Source organism: Acinetobacter sp. NBRC 100985 (assembly GCF_000241225.1).
In the GTDB taxonomy this organism is placed as follows: Bacteria; Pseudomonadota; Gammaproteobacteria; order Pseudomonadales; family Moraxellaceae; genus Acinetobacter; species Acinetobacter venetianus.
The window spans coordinates 65,935-83,796 of sequence record NZ_BAEB01000014.1 but is presented as its reverse complement, the minus strand read 5'-3'; the positions used below and the strand labels follow the sequence as shown (position 1 = coordinate 83,796).

Below are 17,862 nucleotides of genomic sequence, written 5' to 3'. Positions count from 1 at the left end.
GGATACGGATGAAACCAACAGATCAAACATTGATGAAACAGATGCATATTTCCAGTGAGGAAATAGAGTACCGAAAATCATTACTTTCATTGACCAATAAAGAGTTAATGAGTCTCGTACAGCTTGGAATTATGTTGGAACCTTTGCTCGATCAAGTGGTTATCGAGTTTTATCAGCAACAAACGTCAGTGGTTGAAATCGCGACATTAATTGGTGATGTCGATACCTTGTCCCGATTGCAGCGTGCACAACGACAATATGTCACTGAATTATTTTCAGGAAGTTACGATGCAAATTATGTCAATAATCGTTTAAGAATCGGTTTGGTTCATAAGCGAATTGGTGTTGAACCTAAATTATATTTATCAGCGATTTATCATTTAAAAACGCGTTTGATGTCTTTGGTTTATGAGCAATTGGGGGATACTGAACAATTTCATGAGGTGAGTTGTACGCTGGAAAAACTATTTATGTTTGATATTTCACTGGTGGTCGAAACTTATGTATGGAGTCTCGTCAGTGAATTAAAAACATCAAAAGAAAAAATTGAACAATATGCCAATGTTTTAGAAGATCGTGCTCAACAAATGGAGGCACTGTCTCAGACAGATGCCTTGACGGGTTTATTAAATGTAAGACACCTCAATAGCATTTTGAATGCAACGATTTGTGCAGCAGAACATGCGCTTGAACCTGTTACAGTTGTTTTTATTGATATCAATGATTTTAAAGTGATAAATGATAGTTTTGGGCATCCACGCGGAGATCAAATTCTAAAAATTGTTGCCGATGGAATACGCTTTGTTGCGCGGTTGGATGATCATTGCTTTCGGTGTGGAGGAGATGAGTTTTGTATTATTTTTCCTCGTTGTACCGAATTACAAGCGACAGAAAGTTTTGTTCCGCGATTATTGCAATATATTCAGCAAATTGAACCCACCATTACCCTGAGTATTGGCATAAAACAAACAGATCATGTTGAGGGCTATCTTGAAGCAGCAGCTTTGCTTCATGAAGCAGATGCTCGTATGTACCAAGCAAAGAAACAATTAAAGGTGAAAAGTTAAAAAGCAGATAAACTTTTGTATCATAAGATTTTGATATTTAATGATTAATATTTTTATGTATTTGCAGGGAAGAGGAATTCATCAAAAGCGTATAGAAATTATAGGCGATGGTGTTAAAATTTGGCGATTAATTTTTTTGTGCCGATTTCAATGATTAAATGGATCATATTAGCGATCTTTATCATATCAGCGCTTTATATTCAGCGTCGTGGTAAAGTGAAGCACTCGTTTTATCGTCAATTCTTTGACCATTCAACGATTTTAGCGCCGATCAATTTCTTGATGTACATGTTCTCAAAAGTGCCGAATCAGCCTTATATTGATACTCAACATTTTAAGGACTTAAAAGTTCTAGATGAAAATTGGGAAATGATTCGAGACGAAGCAAAAGCATTGTATGAAAAAGGAGGAATTAAAGCCTCAAGTACTTACGATGACTTAGGTTTCAACTCGTTCTTTAAAACAGGTTGGAAGCGTTTCTATTTGAAATGGTATGACTCGGCTCATCCATCTGCGGCTGAACTCTGCCCTAAAACAACGGCTTTATTGAAAACACTCCCAACAATTAAAGCAGCGATGTTTACTGAGCTTGCACCTGATAGCCGTTTGGTTCGTCATCGTGACCCTTATGCAGGCTCATTACGTTATCACTTGGGTTTGATTACACCCAATGATGATCGTTGCTTTATTGATGTCGATGGTGAGCGTTATTCATGGCGTGATGGTGAAAGTGTGGTCTTTGATGAGACTTATATTCATTATGCTGAAAATAAGACTGATCAAAATCGTATTATCTTTTTCGCTGATGTGGAACGTCCTTTAAAAACACGTTTGATGGAAAAATTTAATCACTGGTTTGGCAAAAGCGTGATGACCGCTGCGAGTTCTCCGAATGAAGCAGGTGATCAAACAGGTGGTCTAAACAAAGTCTTTGGTTATGTTTATCAGATTCGTATTAAAGCGAAAGCATTAAAGAAATCGAACCGTCAGCTTTATTACTTTTTGAAGTGGTTCATTATGCTGGGATTATTTTTCCTTATTTTTATAAGACCTTATGTGTTTAAATAAGTGAAAATATAAGGCGCCCTTGAAGGGCGTTTTTTATACTTTGTTTATAAAATATTTTTAATTTCTAAAATTAAGCATAGGAAAAAATATGCAAACCTTTCGTTCAAAAATAGATTGGTGGTTCTGGGGCGTGGTGATCGCAACAACAGGCCTATTATTGCAATTTTTATGGACGATGTATGTGAAAGGAACAATGCAAGAATATCCTGAACATGCTGCTGTTTACTTATTCACGATAGTTTTGCTTTGGTGGCCGATCTTCAATACACGTTATATCGTGACAGAGAATGATTTAATCATTCATTCAATGCTATTTAAATGGAAAATAAATAAGGCTGATATTATAAAAATAAGTGCATCGAATCATTTAATTTCTTCGCCTGCTTTGTCTTTAGATCGTTTACGCATTGATTATGCAAAAAATGGCAATGTGACACATATTTTGGTTTCACCTAAAGATCAAAAAGCTTTCTGTCTTGCATTAGAACACGATTTGACTAAGTAATTATCAGGCTGTTCATTTTGCTGTATCTCTAATAATTTTATATTTTTAATTATATCAAGTGGTATAATTTTGATGGTATTTAATTCATTTTAACCACGAGAAAACATAATGAAAAAACAATTATTGATTAGTTTAAGTCTTTTAAGCTTAGTTGCTTGTAGCGATGAAAATGATGATATCTATGGAACTGTTGATCCAAAGAATAAAGCCTTTTATAGTTATGATATTGCGACGGCAAACACCTCAAATAAACTCACTAAAAAATCATATCAAGTTGATAAAAATAATGATCTTTTAATTAGTTATACAGAAACACCGAAGTTACAGACTGAAGCACTGCGTAATTTTATAACCAACAATGGAATATCAACGATATTTCCACCACAGAATACAAATGCTGCTTATATTGTGGGTCGTAAAGCAACATTTAGTGATACTGTGTTGGAATATGAACCTAGTAATTTAGAGCAAAGAACAAGTTTTAAATTGACCTATCAACTAAAGAAAATTGATTTATCTGGTTTAGATGTTTCTGATTATGTGAATTACTTTTTAACTCAAGCATCAGCTTCATCTTCGATTAGTGATGCAACCTTACAAATTATTCAGGCCTTATTATTATCGACTCAAGATAAGTTCCCGTCAGGCGCAACGTGTTGGCAAAAACAAGTTCAGTTGAGTACTCAAGATTATATTGAATCTTATCCAACACAAAATCTGTCGCATGTCAGTACCAATAGTAATATTCAAAATCAAGGAATTTGGCAAAATGCCGCGTGGACAGCATTTCAACCGAATACTGAGATGAATTTAGCTGATACCCGAATTCGCCATCAATCTCGGGAGTATTGGGGTTTTTATCACAATACAAGAGAAGTAAATGCTGTATCACCAGCAAATGAACTGGCATGTGAGTTCTTTAATGAATCGGCCTTCAAGAGTGTAGATAGAGTGTTAAGTAAAGTCTTTTGATTTGACCATGTCTTGAGTGATTCAATAAATGGATTTCAACTCAATTGACTTGAAATTCATCTATTCAGACTACATCATCAAAAGCATTACTGATAATGAAAGTCTGCTGTGAACTCAAACGCTCGTGAACACATTGAAAAAATACTTGCTCATATGACCCAATTGCCCGGCGTTTATAAAATGCTAGGCAAGGATGGCGAGCTATTGTATGTTGGCAAGGCAAAAAATTTAAAAAATCGTGTTTCGAGCTATTTTGTAAAAACCATTGAGCATCCTAAAACACAAGCATTGGTTGCTCGAATTTATGATATTGAATCGCTGGTGGTTCGTTCTGAAACCGAAGCCTTATTACTTGAACAAAACCTAATTAAACTACATCGTCCGCCATATAACATTATGTTGCGGGATGATAAGTCCTATGTATATATCTTTGTCTCAGCCGATAAACCTTTTCCACGAATTGCCAGTGGACGTGGCAAGGGCAAACATCAAATTGGTAAGTTCTTTGGTCCCTATCCAAGTGCATATAGTGCAAGAGATACCTTGCTGGTTTTACAAAAGCTATTTAATGTCAGGCAGTGTGAAAATAGCTATTTCTCACAACGAAAACGACCATGTCTTCAGTATCAAATCAAACGTTGTACTGCCCCTTGTGTTGGGTTGATTAGTCCTGAAGAATACAAAGAGGATGTTGATAACTCGATCCGCTTTTTGCAAGGTGATACGAAAGAGTTAAACCAAGAGTTGATTGGGAAAATGGAGCAGGCTGCCGCAGAGCTAGAATTTGAGAAAGCCGTTTTTTATCGTGATCGTCTCGCATTATTACGCGAGGTACAGGCACAGCAAGCTGTATTTAAAATTAAAGGTGAAGCCGATATTTTAGCAATCGCTTATCAGGCTGGTGTGACTTGCGTGCAAATTATGTATGTCCGTAATGGGCGGATGTTAGGCGGTAAGAGCTATTTCCCAGATATGTTGGGTGATGATTTAGGACAGATGTTAAGCGACTTTATTGCCAATTTTTATTTTCAGGTTGCGGATGAGGTTCCGACTGAGTTGATTGTGAATGTTGAAGTGCCTGATCGAGTACAATTAGAAGAAGCCTTACAACAAACCTTTAATAAAAAAGTTCAAATTAAGCATAAAGTGCGTGAGACCCGAGCTGAGTGGCAAGAGCTGGCGCAAATGAATGTTCAGCATGCAATTAAAGGCAAACTCAGTAATCACTTAGAGTTAAATGAGCGTTTTCATCAGCTTGAGCAAGTGGTAGGAAGACCAATTGATCGAATCGAGTGTTTTGATATTAGCCATACGATGGGTGAAGCACCAATTGCTTCCTGTGTTGTATTCGATCAGGGCGGAGCACGAAAACGCGATTATCGCCAATTTGCCATTCAAGATATTACAGGTGGCGATGACTATGCAGCGATGCGTCAAGCATTAATCCGTCGTTATAAGAAGAATATGTTGCCTGACTTGCTTCTGATTGATGGCGGTAAAGGTCAGCTGCATATGGCAATGGACGTGATGCAAGAGCTTGAGTTAGATGTATTTATGATTGGAGTATCAAAAGGTGAAGGGCGGAAACCCGGCTTAGAGACGCTTCACTTTACTGATGGTACGAAGATTCAATTGTCTGAAGATCATAAAGCATTGCATTTGATTCAGCAGGTCCGAGATGAGGCGCACCGTTTTGCGATCACGAAGCACCGCGCAAAGCGGGATAAACGTCGCAGTAGTTCCGTATTAGAGGCGATTCCTGGACTGGGTCCGAAACGCCGCCGAGATTTACTCACGCATTTTGGTGGCATTCAAGGTGTATTAAAAGCATCTGAAAAAGAACTGATGTTGGTGCCAGGCTTGGGGGAAGTCATGGCTAGGACAATTTATAAAATTTTGCATGAATAATTTGACCGATTGACCAAATTATTCACTGACTGATAAGTTAATGACCATTCACAAATCAACCAAAACATTCAAAGATAGGATGTTTTGACAGTTAAGGAAAAACAATGTCATTGCTTTCTCTTTATCAACAAATTGAACAACAAGAATGGATTGATATCCCCGCGGGATGGCTACAGGGGCGTACTGTCTTTGGTGGCTTAGTTGCTGGACTATTGGTCCAAAAAGCAATTTGTGCAGTGAATGATCCTGAAAAGCAGTTATTGAGCTGTAATGTCACTTTTGTTGGGCCTGTACAGCAGGGGCAAGCGAAATTGACAGCTGAAATTCTTCGAAAAGGTAAATCTGTTACCAGCTTAGAGGTTCGTTTATGGCAGGATGATGCGGTACAAAGTATTTTAGTTGCGAGCTTTGGTCTCCGTCGAGAATCTCGTATTGTTGTCAATCATCAGCCGCAAGTTCCAGATTACCCAATGCCAGATCAGCTCGAAAAAATGGTCTATCTAGAAGGATTAATGCCTGAATGCTTACAACAGTTTGAATTGTGTTGGGCGGAAGGAAGCTATCCGATGGCAGGGAGTAAAGTTCCAGACTTTGGTGGGTGGAGTCGTTTCTCACCTCAGCAACATTCAAATCGTGAAATGTATTTGGCTGATTTATTTGCATTGATGGACGTATGGCCACCAGGCGTCTTGCCGATGTTTAAAACGCCTGCACCTGCAAGTTCTTTAACATGGCATATTACTTATCTTGATCCGATTGCGAATCAAATCCAAGATTGGTTCAAATACAAAGTCGTGACACAAGTTGCTGAGCATGGTTATTCAACTGAGTATGCCTATGTCTGGGATAGTCAAAACCGTTTAATTGCGGTGCTCCGACAGACAGTTGCTGTCTTTGCCTAGTCGACACTGCGCAGCATTTCGTATAAAGTTGCTTACAGTTGGATACAATCTCGGCACATCCTTTGTGCGACATGCATATTTGATGCGAACAACATGGCGGTGTTTATGAGTACAGGGCGAATCCTGAACATTCCGAATATTTTGACTTTGGCGCGCATTGCCCTTATTCCTGTTTTTTTGGTGATTGCTTATTGGCCACCAGCGATTGGAATTGCTGAGCATCATGGGGGAATGATGCGGCATATGGTGCTGACAGCCATTTTTGTGCTTGCAGCAGTGACAGATTGGTTTGATGGTTATCTTGCAAGAACTCTTAATCAGACATCTGCTTTTGGACGTTTTCTAGATCCAGTTGCTGATAAGTTAATGGTCGCAGCAGCGTTAATTGTACTGGTGCAATGGCAACCCACCATTTCGATGGCATTTGCTGCAATCGTGATTATTTCTCGTGAAATTACCGTATCGGCTTTACGTGAGTGGATGGCAGAGCTTGGTGCGCGTACCAGTGTTGCGGTATCAACCGTGGGGAAATACAAAACAGCATTTCAAATGATTGCAATTAGTGTGTTTTTACTTAATTGGAAGCCATTGGAAATGTGGGCTTATGCTTTATTATACGCCGCAGTAATTTTGACTCTGTGGTCGATGTTCATTTATATGAAAGCAGCATGGCCGTATTTGAAACAACCGTAAATGTTGTACTCGATATACTTTAATTAGAAACTTAAAATATTAATAAAATCATAGCATTCACTTGGTCTGATTTGATCATGTGAATGCTAAAAATGATGAATCAGGAAATAAATTAATGTCATCTCTACTTTATTTATCTAATCAATCGTTATATCAACTGCAAAATCAGCAATCACAAAGTATTGATTGTCATGCGGTGAGCCAATATAAGAAAAATTTGCAAGAAATTAAGCAACGTAAGCAATGGAAAACCACTGGTACAGGTGCGCAATTCATGGGCTTGCGTAATTATGATGATCCTGATGAGCTAGCGCATATTTTTCCTGTAGATGCGGTGTTGACGAATGAACAGCAGATAATTTATGCAGCTCGATTGCAGGACGGCTGTGCGATTTATATCAAATCATTAGCAGCCCTAGAACAGCCTGAATCTTTGGTACTGCGTAATAATGAGTTTATTGTTCATCATCTTGATTATGATACGCAGAATCAACGCTTAATTTTATCTGCAAGCAAGGGGTATGCTTTTGAACGTCATCTATGCGTTCTGGGTTTAGATTCAAGTCGTATTCAATATATTACCGAGGGGGATTGTCAGGATGAGCATCCATGTTTTGATCCTGAAAATCCCAATGTTGTTTATTACGATAGCTGTGGTTTTGCCTATGATCATCAGGGTAATGTAAGTATTGGCCCTAAAGAAATTTGCCGTTTGGATCTCAAAACAGGGGAACTTGAAACAATCCTAAGTGACCCACGTTATGATTTTTATAAACCAAAGGTGGGCAAGAATGGGCAGTTATATTATTTAAAACGACCATATCAAGGTCAAAATTATAGTGGTAGCTCTATAAAAGATATTTTGATGGCGCCGTTTAAAATTTTACGCGCTATTTTTGGTTGGTTAGATTTTTTCACACAACGCTATACAGGTGAATCTTTAAAATCGACCTCTGGTGCCAACCCTGCTAAGGCAAGACAAAAATCTGAAGAAGAATTATTTGTCGAAGGTAACCTAATCAAAGCACAGAAGACATTACAGCAAAATCAAAATGCAGGGGAAAAGTTTGCAGGAGTGATTCCACGTAATTGGGAATTAGTTCAGCAATCTGCATCAGGTGAGCAAAAGGTTTTGAAGAAAGGGGTACTCAGTTATGCGCTTGGTGCGGATGATTCAGTGTATTACTCCAATGGTAAGTACCTAATGTCAATCAATGCGGATCAAACTGAACAGATGTTAGTTGAAGCTAAATTGATTCATAAAATCATGTGCTAAATATTAACTATGATCTTGAGGCCTTCTTTTTAGAAGGCTTTTTTATTTTTAGATGGCAAGAAAAAAGCCCATAACAACGATGAGCTTAGTTCTCTGAGGAAAGTCATGCTCTTTTGGGAGAGTATGCTGAAGAACATAATCATAATATGAGAATATGTTGATATTTACAACGGTGAAAAATGTAAATATTTTTTAATATTCTCAAATATAATTAATTTGGTTCTCTGAAAGTGTTGCAAACTTATGCTCAATTTGTGCTGCATTGTTTTGTAAGATTTCAATTAACTTCTGAATATTTAGAAAATCGAAACGGTTTTTAGAGGCCACCAACGTGAGCGCAATCGGGGCTTCTTTATTCGAGAAGCGAATAGGTACGGAAAGACCACAAACAAGAGGGTCAATCTCACCTTGTGATAAATAGAAGCCTTGCTTTTTAATTTTTCGCATTTGTTGAGTGAATTCATCTAAGTTATTGGCAAAGCCAACTTGAGCCAACTCTTGAGTGAACTGTTGGTAATAAGCTTGTATCCGTTGCTTGGTGAGGTGTGCGATCACAATCTTAGGCGAAGCACCCACATATACAGGACGTGGACAACCACGACCATAAGAGATCAGCTCAGCCTCTTTGAACGTCTCATGATGTAGGTCAATGCAGTAATCATGATTTAAATAAGTGAGTAAGCAACATAATTCTGTGCGCTCAACGATATCACGCATAAAAGGGATGCTGATTTGTACCAGCGGATCAGTACTATGCGAAATATAGTCTAAAACTGCAATCTTAGACCCTAAAGTGTAATCACCAGAAGTTCCACTAATACGCTTCAACATATCACTAGAAACAAGTTCTTTGAGATAACGATAGGCCGTTGGTTTGGATAGACCAAGCTCATCACAAATGATATCGACATTGATAATCGGACGTGACACTGAAAAGAGATCCAGTACAGTGAGAATTTTACCAAAACTCGAAATTGCCATGATGGGTTGTCTACTCCTAAAAAAACGTGAAACTCGAACTTTTATTGCTTTATAACAGAAAAGCAGAACAGCGTGTGTGGACTTTTAAAACTGATCATTTTTAATCAATAGATTTCGGTTGAAATTGAGAAAAAAGATAAATTTTATAAGGTTTATTCTAGATTAAATTTAAGAATTATCAAATAGTGATAATTTATCTTGACTATTCTGCTTTGTTTTGAAAAAATCAACAACACAATGTCTTATTTGGATAATTATTTTGAAGCAAATTGTCCAAACATTGTGTATCACTCCAAATAATTAGTTCTCTATCACGTTGATTTGAAGTCTTTCGAATCAACAAGCGTGTTTGCATTTCATTATTTTGATAAGGAAATGTGCAAGAGGCTAATTCAGCATTGAGAATAGTTCATGATCCTTAAGCAGTTGTTGGCTTTTAGACCGAGCCAGCTCGACATCATTTTTGCGTGCAAAATTTTTGTGGCAGGTATGCTGGCGCTGTTTATTTCATTTGAACTTGATTTGATTAATCCAATGTGGTCGATTGGAACGGTCATGATTATTGCAAGTCCATACTCAGGTATGGTGTCTTCAAAATGTGTTTATCGCTTAGTAGGCACAGTTGCGGGCGCGATCATTGCTTTATTATTGACACCTCATTTTATTAATACGCCGTGGTTATTCACGATCATTTTATCTTTATGGGTAGGATTTGCCTTATACGTGTCCCTATTAGACCGTACCCCTCGCAGTTATGTGTTCATGCTGGCGGGTTATTCAACGGCAATGATTGTCTATAACGCGATTACTTATATTGATACCTATAACATTTTTGATATTGCGCTTGCACGCGTACTCGAAATTTCAGTTGGTGTCATTTCTACAGCGGTTGTTTCTGCAACACTTTTCCCTGTGCATATTGGCACGATGATTAAACAGCGTCTTAATAAAACACTGAATGATTTAGAAAGTACTTTTGAAAAGTTGATCACTGCGCAAGCGTCTTCAGAAAATTACACGCAAATTTTGTCTGTGATTACTCGAGATGCATCAGATATTCATGCACTAGCAGTGCATTTGAATTATGAAAAAGGTGAGCTTAAAGGCATGACTAAGCCGTTGCAGGAAATGCTGCATCAGGTTTCATTAGTGGTTGCAAATCTGGTGGCTTTGTCTCAACGAGTCAAACAGCTTGAACAAATGCAGTTGATGAATTTAATGCCGCATCTCAATCTGATTCGACAACATACCTTGGCCTTCCTCAAGCAGGATAGAACATTAACACCAAATGACTTACTGACACTGCCAGTAGATTTTGAACATGATTTTTCTGAACTTATGCATTTAGCAACACCTGAGCAACAAATTGTGTTGGGTGCGTTAAAAATGGATGTGCGTCATTTTATTAGCAATACCTTAGCTGTGAAATTGTTATGGCAACAGATTCAACAAGGGAAAAAAGAAATTCCTGCTGAAATCACTGCAATTACCACTAAATATCCAAGTTTGCATCGTGATCATGGTATTGCAATTCGCGGTGGGATTAGTGCGGTATTGATTACTTTTATTGTGACTGGGGCATGGATTTTATCTGGCTGGAAGGCCGGTTTTATGATGGCGCAAATGGGCGCGATCACGGCTTGTATTTTGACCGCACTGGATAATCCTGTGCCTGTACTGCGTATTTTTATTTGGGGCAGTATTGTTTCTGCTGGTCTGGTGTTTTTATACGCTTTTGGAGTATTTCCACATATTACCCACTTTTGGCAGTTGGCGTTGGTTTTATTTCCAGTGTTTCTTGTTGCAGTCAGTATGATGGCAAATCAGATGTTAATGCCTGTTGGGATGGTGCTTGGGATTAACACCATGATGGGGTTGAATCTCCACAATAAATACACGATGGATGCGGTGTCCTATCTAGATAGTTCATTCGCGATGATCTTGGGTGTGTTGGTTTCGTTAATTGTAATTGACTTGGTTCGTGCGGTTTCTCCAGATGCCAGCGCAACACGTATTTTGGCTCTGCATTATCAAGCGATGCGACAAGCGCTGCACATGCCTTATGGTAGTGACTTTAAAATTCATCTACGCAGTATGTTAGATCGGGTTGGTGTGCTGAATACTAAGATGGTACAGAATCCTGAAATTAAGGCTGCAATTCAAAATGCATTGATCGAAAGTAGTTCAATCGTTGACTTAGTTCGTTTACAAGAGATTAGTCAAAAGTTACCGCAACTTGTGGAGTTGCAGCATGAAGTGACCGTTTTACAAAACCAGCTTGCTGCGTATTTCCACTCACAAGAAAAGCAAATATCAAGTTGGCATTTTCCTGTGCAAATCGTACAACAAGTGAATCAATTACAGCAGGTCGCTCAGCAGATCGAAGATGATGAGCTCCGTCAAAGATTACTAATTTCTTTAAATAATATTTGTAAAAGTATTGGGCATGTTTCTGCTGAAGATATGCACGCAGAAACGTCTAGTTTAGGTGTGTCTCATGGGTGAAATTAACGTTTATGGGATCTATTTCCCGATCCTATTGGTACAGGCTGTGATTGCTTATGTGCTGTTTAAACTTCTGACACCAGCAACAGATCGCCTAATTCAAAAAGGTTGGATCGCATTACCAAGTATTTTTAACTTATGTTTTTACTTGGGTCTCATGTTGTTGGTGCATTGGTTGTTTGTTTGGTTGTGGGTTTAAGGTCTGTTTAGACACTGTTCCTGAAATTAATGATTTAAAAATAAGTGGTAAAGGTGATGAACATGAATGCATTTGATGTGCGAAAGATCATACGTCCAATCGTATTGCTTGTTGCGGTTCTAATCGCAGTTTATACCATCGTGCATTTATGGAATTACTACAATGCCGCGCCTTGGACACGTGATGGTCGTGTCCGTGGTGATGTGATTCAAGTCGCTTCAGATATGAATGGCTTAGTCACAGAGGTGCTTGTTCAAGATAACCAGACGGTAAAAAAAGGTCAGGTTCTTTTTAAAATAGATGTTGCACGCCAAGCTTTGGATGTTGAGCAAGCAAAGTCAGACTTAGCAAAAGCAAAGGCTGGTTTGGCACAAGCACATGCAAATCTAGCAGGAGCTAAAGCCAGTTTGGTTAAAACTGAAGCCAATATGAAATTGGCTGAAAAGAATGCGGCTCGTTACGCTAGCTTAATGGACGGAGCAATTTCTAAACAAGAGCAAGATCAGGTGTTTGCAACACGTGATCAAGCACTGGCTGAGCGTGAGCAATTAACGGCAAGTATTGAACAGGCGAATGCGGCGATTCAACAGCAGCAAGCATTGATTGAGGTTGCCAATAGTAATTTACATTTGGCGCAGTTGAATTTACATCGTTCTGAAGTGGTTGCACCTGCTGATGGTACGTTATCGAATTTTGATTTACGTGTTGGTAATTATGTGAAAGTTGGACAAGCTGTTGCTGCTTTGCTCGATCGCCATCAGCTCTATGTTGTGGGATATTTTGAAGAAACTAAACTCGATCGTATTCATGTTGGTGATGCTGCAACGATTCAACTGATGGGTGATCGTCAAAAAATCCGCGGACATGTGCAAGGTGTTGCGACAGGGATTGAAGACCGAGAGCGTTCAGGTAGTTCCAATTTATTGGCCAACGTAAATCCGACATTTAGTTGGGTACGTTTGGCACAACGTGTACCTGTAAAGATTGTGTTAGATGAGCAGCCGAAGAATCCATTGGCTTTTGTTTCGGGTCGTACTGCGACAGTTAGAATTATTGAAAAATAATCAATGCATTTTTTAAGATAGACTCATTTGTTCAGAAATGAGTCTATAAATAGCGGCATCGAGTGCCGCTAAATGATAAAGCGTAAATTAATGCTTTTAAGGTGTAATCCCCGCGGGATCACGATACCAACTTTGAATCAGCAGGGCAGCAGCAAAACTATCTGCGGATAAGCGTCTTGCTTGTCCTTTATTTTGATAATACTCAAGCTCTTCTCGTGCTTCACGCGTGGTTAGACGTTCATCTACCATCCACGTTTCAATATTGGTTTGATGACGTAAACGACGTGCAAATTTTCGAGCACGCGCAGAAAGTTCTGACTCACTGTCATCCATATTTAAGGGTAGACCCACCAAAAACACATTAGGTTGCCATTCTTTGACTAGCTTGAGCAATTGATTCCAGTCAGGAATGCCATCTTTCATTACAAATAATGGAAGTGGATTGGCACTTTCAATGCTTGCTTGGCCAATCGCAATCCCCATTTTTTGTGTGCCGAAATCAAAGGCCATAATGGATTGAGATGATTGCATATCAGGCATGCCCAATCTCTGAAGCAAACCAAGTACGATCTACCCCGATTTTTTTATAGGCAGCGTCCCAACGATCGCCATAAGGTAAGTTGAAGATCAAATCCATATCAGAATCACAGATCAACCAATCGCCACGCGCAATCTCTTCTTCAAGCTGGTTTTTACTCCAGCTCGCATAGCCTAACGCAATTTGATAGCGTCCAACACCTTCATTATGTGCAATTGCATCTAAAATATCTTTACTAGTGGTGATACAGACATTTTCACCGACTGCAATAGAGGAATGCCAAGTCGGTTGACCTGTATGTAAGACAAAACCCGCTTCAGGGCGTAAAGGGCCGCCTTGTAAAACAGCATGAGGCTGTACGTTATCTGCATCGATCTCTAAATCATTGAGCAACTCTTTGATTTGCAGTTCAGAAGGGCGGTTGATAATAATGCCTTGAGCACCTTCTTCATCATGGCGAGCAACATAAATCACAGTATTTGCAAAAAAGTCATCTGCCATGTCTGGTGGAGCGATGAGACAACGGTGAGTTAAATATTGTTTCGTCACCTAGGCGGTTCTCCATCAAAGTGTTGTGCTGATCTATCTATATAGGTTCTTTTTATCAACATACAAGAGTTAATCGGATTTCGCCAATCATTTTCTGATATTTTGTCGCAAAGCTTAGCTTGATTGGAACTTGAGTTGGCGTAATTGTTTCGCGTGTTGCAAGGTTGTATCGTTAATTTCAACACCACCTGACATACGCGCCAATTCTAAGATCCGTTGTTCTTCACCTAACTCGATAATGGTGCTGCTGGCTGGATCTGTTTGTTGCTTTTTCACCAAGAGATGTTGATCAGACTGTGCTGCAACTTGAGCTTGGTGCGTAATACAAAGTAATTGTACATGTTGAGCAAGATCAGCCAGTAAACGTCCGACGACTTCAGCTGTGCCACCACTAATACCCACGTCGATTTCATCAAAGACTAATACTTCTGCATCTGTTTTTTCAGCATTCATTACTTGCATCACTAAGGCAATACGCGATAATTCACCGCCAGAGGCAACCCGTGCAAGTGGCTGTGGCGGAATGCCTTTGTTAGCTGTAAATAGCAGTTGAATGAAACTAAGACCCTCAGCATTTGCTGGTTCTAATGGCTCAAATTTAAACTCAAAATGTGCTTCAGGTAAGGCCAATGGTTTCACTTGCTCAGTCAATTGTTTGGCAAGTGGAATGGCCGCAGCACGACGGATTTCATCTAAATGTTGAGCTTTTTGCATAAAGTCTTGATGTGAGACTTCAACTTGTTCCGCTAAGGTTTCTGGATCTTCGAGTTGATGCAGTTGCTCTAGTTCTTGCTGCCAAACTTCATATTCTTGTTTAAGCAGTTCAGGCTGTGTACGATGTTTACGTGCCAAACGATGGAAGACTTCAAGCGTAGCATTTAACTGCTCCATCCGTTCAGGATCAAAGCTTTGACGATCAATAAACTGACGCAAGCTTGCGGTCGCATCCTCTATTTCACTTTGTGCATTTAATAAGGAATTATAAATATTACTCAGTTGTTCGCTACGACCTGCATGAGATTCCAGTCGACGGATGATTGAGGCAACTTCTTGCGTGATATTCTGTTCAGCTTCATCTAAAACATTTAAGCCATAACCGCAGTCTTGCATGATATGTTCATGATGACTGAGGCGATCAAACTCTTGTTCAATTTCACGATAATCAGTTTGCACAACATCTTCTAATTCTTCGATTTGTGATTCTAAGCTTTGTATTTTTTGAATACGAGTTGCTTGTGCATTTAAAGCGGCTTGATGTTGGCGAATATTATTTTGCCATGTGCTATAAGCTTCACGAACGGCATGAGCAGGATCAGCGAAGTTGTGATAACGATCCAGCCAATGCTTTGGATAAGGCGGTTCTAACAGCTGCTGTTGACTATGTTGACTATAGAGTTGAACGAGTAAACGTCCAATTTCTTTAAGTTCAGCCAGACTACTTGGTCGACCATTAATCCATGCCTTGCTACGACCCGTTGCGAAAATAACCCGTCTTAGGTGAATTTCACCTGAATCATCATCCAGTTCATGCTCTGTGAGCCAGTGAGCTTCAGCACTTTGAGGTTGATAACTAAATACCGCCGTCACATCGGCTTTATCTGCGCCATAACGAACGTAGTTGGTATCCGTTCGTTCGCCTAAGCATGCGGAAAGAGCATCTAACAATAATGATTTTCCTGCGCCTGTTTCACCCGTGAGAACATTAAACCCTTGTTCAATATCCAAAGCGAGATGGTCAGCAAGTGCAAAATTAATTAAAGTTAAATGGGTGAGCATAAACGCATCCAATGCACAGAATCTTTTGCTTAAAGATAGAGAAGTTTTAAATGGGCTACAAGAGTTGAATGTTGGATTTTCCTTATTTACTTGATAGATAGCTGAGTAGTGATCAGCATAATTTAAAGTTCTGGATGATTTTCTTGATTGATTTGTAGCGGAGCAACTTTTTTCTAAGTTTTAGTTGTTACGAAGGATTAAGTTTTTACTTTTCCAATTTGCCCACAGTAAATGAGCCATATATGGCACAAGGTCTAGTGCTGGGACAATATTCACTTTATTTTTCCTCTTAACTCACAGCACAGCTGTTCGTCTTGCGCCCAGACAAAGCTTTGCTTTGTTAATTCTCGTCACTTGTAGCATAGCTACTCGTCTTGCGCTCGGACAAAGTTTCACTTTGTTAATTTTCGCCACTCGTAGCATAGCTACTCATCTTGCGCTCAGGCAAAGTTTCACTTTGCTTATCTTCGCTCAGGTATGAAAATTGCTATGTTTAGCCCAGAAAATGGATTGATTAGTTGTCACGGCACAATTAAACTACGTCCAGCATAACTTAATATAAATGCGGCATTATTTGGAGAGTACGCATGAGTTCAGTACAGTTTGATCATGTAACGGTCATCAAGAAATCGAATGTGTATTTTGGTGGGGCATGCATCAGCCATACAGTACAATTTGAAGATGGTACAAAAAAGACTTTAGGTGTGATTTTACCTACTGAGCAACCTTTAACGTTTGAAACACATGTCCCAGAGCGTATGGAAATTATTTCTGGCGAATGTCGTGTAAAGATTGCAGATAGTACTGAGAGTGAACTATTTCGTGCTGGACAATCATTCTATGTTCCAGGCAATAGTACTTTCCTAATCGAAGCTGATGAAGTGCTCGATTATGTTTGCCATTTAGAAGGTTAACCTATTTCCTGCTAAATCTAGTACACTAGAGTCGATAGAAATCCTGTAAAGTCATTTTGCAGGATTTTTTTATTAAATACTTTTGCGGAGCTATAATCGCTCCTCGCCTGTAAAGTCACTTTGCAGGACTTTTATTTTTTGTTGAGATGAAATTGTTAGAGGTCGTTCATGGCAAAACCTGAATATTATTATGGCGTTCATTCGGTTGAGTCATTGTTGGAATTAGAGCCTGAACGTGTTTTAACTTTATTCACTTTAAAAGGTCGTGACGATCAACGTTTACAAAAAATATTACAACTCGCAGAGCCATTTGGAATTAGTGTTCAAAAGGCGAGTCGCGATAGTTTAGAAAAACTCGCTGGTTTACCTTTTCATCAGGGGGTGGTAGCTGCAGTAAGACCGCATCCAACTTTAAATGAAAAAGACTTAGATCAGTTAATGCAACAACATACTAATCCATTGTTATTGGCATTGGATCAAGTCACAGATCCACATAATTTAGGTGCATGTATCCGTACAGCTGCGGCCATGGGTGTTCAAGCAGTCATTGTGCCTCGTGATCGATCAGCAAGTTTAACGCCAACTGCGCGTAAAGTTGCAGCTGGTGGTGCTGAGAAAGTTAAATTCATTCAGGTCACCAATCTTGCCCGTACGCTAGCGCATTTAAAAGATACAACTCATACTCGTGTCATTGGCACAATGTTGGACGAAAAGGCTTTACCGATTCAACAGTGCGATTTTAATGGCTCAATCGTGATTGTTATGGGGGCTGAAGATACGGGATTAAGACCAATTACACAGTCACAATGTGATCAGACGGTTTATATTCCAATGATGGGTGATCTGCAAAGCTTGAATGTCAGTGTGGCAACTGGTATGGCACTTTATGAAGCTTGTCGTCAACGCAATAGTGTATAATTCACTTAATCTTCGTTTCACCTAATT

17 protein-coding genes are annotated in these 17,862 nt (G+C 39.2%); 13 read left to right on the top strand and 4 right to left on the bottom strand.

Annotated features, from left to right (window positions below):
- Window positions 1-8: 8 nt before the first annotated feature.
- The 8 genes from ACT4_RS04440 (at window position 9) to ACT4_RS04405 (ending at window position 8,391) form a co-directional block, all read left to right on the top strand.
- On the top strand, window positions 9-1,067 hold the full coding sequence (locus ACT4_RS04440) for a diguanylate cyclase domain-containing protein (protein ID WP_007480143.1): 1,059 nt from the start codon (window positions 9-11) through the stop codon (window positions 1,065-1,067).
- Window positions 1,068-1,217: 150 nt separating this feature from the next.
- Window positions 1,218-2,135, top strand: a complete 918-nt coding sequence (gene lpxO / locus ACT4_RS04435; RefSeq protein ID WP_004876448.1) for a lipid A hydroxylase LpxO — start codon at window positions 1,218-1,220, stop codon at window positions 2,133-2,135.
- Window positions 2,136-2,223: 88 nt separating this feature from the next.
- A complete protein-coding gene (locus ACT4_RS04430; RefSeq protein WP_004876449.1) occupies window positions 2,224-2,640 on the top strand; it encodes a PH domain-containing protein in 417 nt (138 codons plus the stop codon).
- 108 nt (window positions 2,641-2,748) lie between these two features.
- Window positions 2,749-3,612, top strand: a complete 864-nt coding sequence (locus tag ACT4_RS04425) for a hypothetical protein (RefSeq protein WP_007480138.1) — start codon at window positions 2,749-2,751, stop codon at window positions 3,610-3,612.
- A 108-nt stretch (window positions 3,613-3,720) separates the two neighbouring features.
- The gene (uvrC, locus tag ACT4_RS04420; protein WP_007480137.1) at window positions 3,721-5,520 is read left to right on the top strand and encodes an excinuclease ABC subunit UvrC; all 1,800 of its coding nucleotides are present in this window, start codon (window positions 3,721-3,723) and stop codon (window positions 5,518-5,520) included.
- Window positions 5,521-5,624: 104 nt separating this feature from the next.
- Window positions 5,625-6,422, top strand: a complete 798-nt coding sequence (locus ACT4_RS04415; protein ID WP_007480136.1) for a thioesterase family protein — start codon at window positions 5,625-5,627, stop codon at window positions 6,420-6,422.
- Between the two features lie 105 nt (window positions 6,423-6,527).
- Window positions 6,528-7,115: a CDP-diacylglycerol--glycerol-3-phosphate 3-phosphatidyltransferase gene (pgsA, locus tag ACT4_RS04410; protein ID WP_004876453.1), complete on the top strand. Its 588-nt coding sequence runs from the start codon at window positions 6,528-6,530 to the stop codon at window positions 7,113-7,115.
- A 115-nt stretch (window positions 7,116-7,230) separates the two neighbouring features.
- Entirely contained in the window at window positions 7,231-8,391 is a 1,161-nt protein-coding gene (locus ACT4_RS04405) for a hypothetical protein (protein WP_007480132.1), read from the top strand.
- 201 nt (window positions 8,392-8,592) lie between these two features.
- Here ACT4_RS04405 and ACT4_RS04400 read toward each other — a convergent pair whose 3' ends face one another.
- Window positions 8,593-9,372: an IclR family transcriptional regulator gene (locus ACT4_RS04400; RefSeq protein WP_007480130.1), complete on the bottom strand. Its 780-nt coding sequence runs from the start codon at window positions 9,370-9,372 to the stop codon at window positions 8,593-8,595.
- Window positions 9,373-9,783: 411 nt separating this feature from the next.
- On the opposite strand from ACT4_RS04400, the gene ACT4_RS04395 reads away from it, so the two are divergent.
- The 3 genes from ACT4_RS04395 (at window position 9,784) to ACT4_RS04385 (ending at window position 13,140) form a co-directional block, all read left to right on the top strand.
- On the top strand, window positions 9,784-11,877 hold the full coding sequence (locus ACT4_RS04395; RefSeq protein WP_007480128.1) for an FUSC family protein: 2,094 nt from the start codon (window positions 9,784-9,786) through the stop codon (window positions 11,875-11,877).
- On the top strand, window positions 11,870-12,076 hold the full coding sequence (locus ACT4_RS04390; protein WP_004876464.1) for a DUF1656 domain-containing protein: 207 nt from the start codon (window positions 11,870-11,872) through the stop codon (window positions 12,074-12,076). The genes ACT4_RS04395 and ACT4_RS04390 overlap by 8 nt, the downstream gene beginning before the upstream one ends.
- A 62-nt stretch (window positions 12,077-12,138) precedes the next feature.
- On the top strand, window positions 12,139-13,140 hold the full coding sequence (locus ACT4_RS04385; RefSeq protein ID WP_007480127.1) for an HlyD family secretion protein: 1,002 nt from the start codon (window positions 12,139-12,141) through the stop codon (window positions 13,138-13,140).
- 96 nt (window positions 13,141-13,236) lie between these two features.
- On the opposite strand, the gene ruvX is transcribed toward ACT4_RS04385, so the two are convergent.
- The 3 genes from ruvX to recN form a co-directional block, all read right to left on the bottom strand.
- Window positions 13,237-13,680, bottom strand: a complete 444-nt coding sequence (ruvX, locus tag ACT4_RS04380) for a Holliday junction resolvase RuvX (protein WP_004876467.1) — start codon at window positions 13,678-13,680, stop codon at window positions 13,237-13,239.
- The gene (locus ACT4_RS04375; RefSeq protein WP_004876469.1) at window positions 13,673-14,227 is read right to left on the bottom strand and encodes a YqgE/AlgH family protein; all 555 of its coding nucleotides are present in this window, start codon (window positions 14,225-14,227) and stop codon (window positions 13,673-13,675) included. Before ACT4_RS04375 ends, ruvX begins: the two co-directional genes overlap by 8 nt.
- Before the next feature lie 114 nt (window positions 14,228-14,341).
- Window positions 14,342-16,003: a DNA repair protein RecN gene (gene recN / locus ACT4_RS04370; protein ID WP_007480124.1), complete on the bottom strand. Its 1,662-nt coding sequence runs from the start codon at window positions 16,001-16,003 to the stop codon at window positions 14,342-14,344.
- A gap of 587 nt (window positions 16,004-16,590) precedes the next feature.
- On the opposite strand from recN, the gene ACT4_RS04365 reads away from it, so the two are divergent.
- Together ACT4_RS04365 and rlmB are read left to right on the top strand one after the other, a co-directional pair.
- On the top strand, window positions 16,591-16,917 hold the full coding sequence (locus ACT4_RS04365; protein ID WP_004876475.1) for a pyrimidine/purine nucleoside phosphorylase: 327 nt from the start codon (window positions 16,591-16,593) through the stop codon (window positions 16,915-16,917).
- A 168-nt stretch (window positions 16,918-17,085) separates the two neighbouring features.
- On the top strand, window positions 17,086-17,835 hold the full coding sequence (gene rlmB / locus ACT4_RS04360) for a 23S rRNA (guanosine(2251)-2'-O)-methyltransferase RlmB (RefSeq protein ID WP_004876476.1): 750 nt from the start codon (window positions 17,086-17,088) through the stop codon (window positions 17,833-17,835).
- Window positions 17,836-17,862 lie beyond the last annotated feature (27 nt).

What these genes read in the sequence shown, in the direction of transcription:
- ACT4_RS04440 (WP_007480143.1), top strand. Translation starts at nt 9, where the DNA reads ATGAAACCAACAGATCAAACATTGATGAAACAGATGCATATTTCCAGT.
- lpxO (WP_004876448.1), top strand. Translation starts at nt 1,218, where the DNA reads ATGATTAAATGGATCATATTAGCGATCTTTATCATATCAGCGCTTTAT.
- ACT4_RS04430 (WP_004876449.1), top strand. Translation starts at nt 2,224, where the DNA reads ATGCAAACCTTTCGTTCAAAAATAGATTGGTGGTTCTGGGGCGTGGTG.
- ACT4_RS04425 (WP_007480138.1), top strand. Translation starts at nt 2,749, where the DNA reads ATGAAAAAACAATTATTGATTAGTTTAAGTCTTTTAAGCTTAGTTGCT.
- ACT4_RS04415 (WP_007480136.1), top strand. Translation starts at nt 5,625, where the DNA reads ATGTCATTGCTTTCTCTTTATCAACAAATTGAACAACAAGAATGGATT.
- pgsA (WP_004876453.1), top strand. Translation starts at nt 6,528, where the DNA reads ATGAGTACAGGGCGAATCCTGAACATTCCGAATATTTTGACTTTGGCG.
- ACT4_RS04405 (WP_007480132.1), top strand. Translation starts at nt 7,231, where the DNA reads ATGTCATCTCTACTTTATTTATCTAATCAATCGTTATATCAACTGCAA.
- ACT4_RS04400 (WP_007480130.1), bottom strand. Translation starts at nt 9,372, where the DNA reads ATGGCAATTTCGAGTTTTGGTAAAATTCTCACTGTACTGGATCTCTTT.
- ACT4_RS04395 (WP_007480128.1), top strand. Translation starts at nt 9,784, where the DNA reads ATGATCCTTAAGCAGTTGTTGGCTTTTAGACCGAGCCAGCTCGACATC.
- ACT4_RS04390 (WP_004876464.1), top strand. Translation starts at nt 11,870, where the DNA reads ATGGGTGAAATTAACGTTTATGGGATCTATTTCCCGATCCTATTGGTA.
- ACT4_RS04385 (WP_007480127.1), top strand. Translation starts at nt 12,139, where the DNA reads ATGAATGCATTTGATGTGCGAAAGATCATACGTCCAATCGTATTGCTT.
- ruvX (WP_004876467.1), bottom strand. Translation starts at nt 13,680, where the DNA reads ATGCCTGATATGCAATCATCTCAATCCATTATGGCCTTTGATTTCGGC.
- recN (WP_007480124.1), bottom strand. Translation starts at nt 16,003, where the DNA reads ATGCTCACCCATTTAACTTTAATTAATTTTGCACTTGCTGACCATCTC.
- ACT4_RS04365 (WP_004876475.1), top strand. Translation starts at nt 16,591, where the DNA reads ATGAGTTCAGTACAGTTTGATCATGTAACGGTCATCAAGAAATCGAAT.
- rlmB (WP_004876476.1), top strand. Translation starts at nt 17,086, where the DNA reads ATGGCAAAACCTGAATATTATTATGGCGTTCATTCGGTTGAGTCATTG.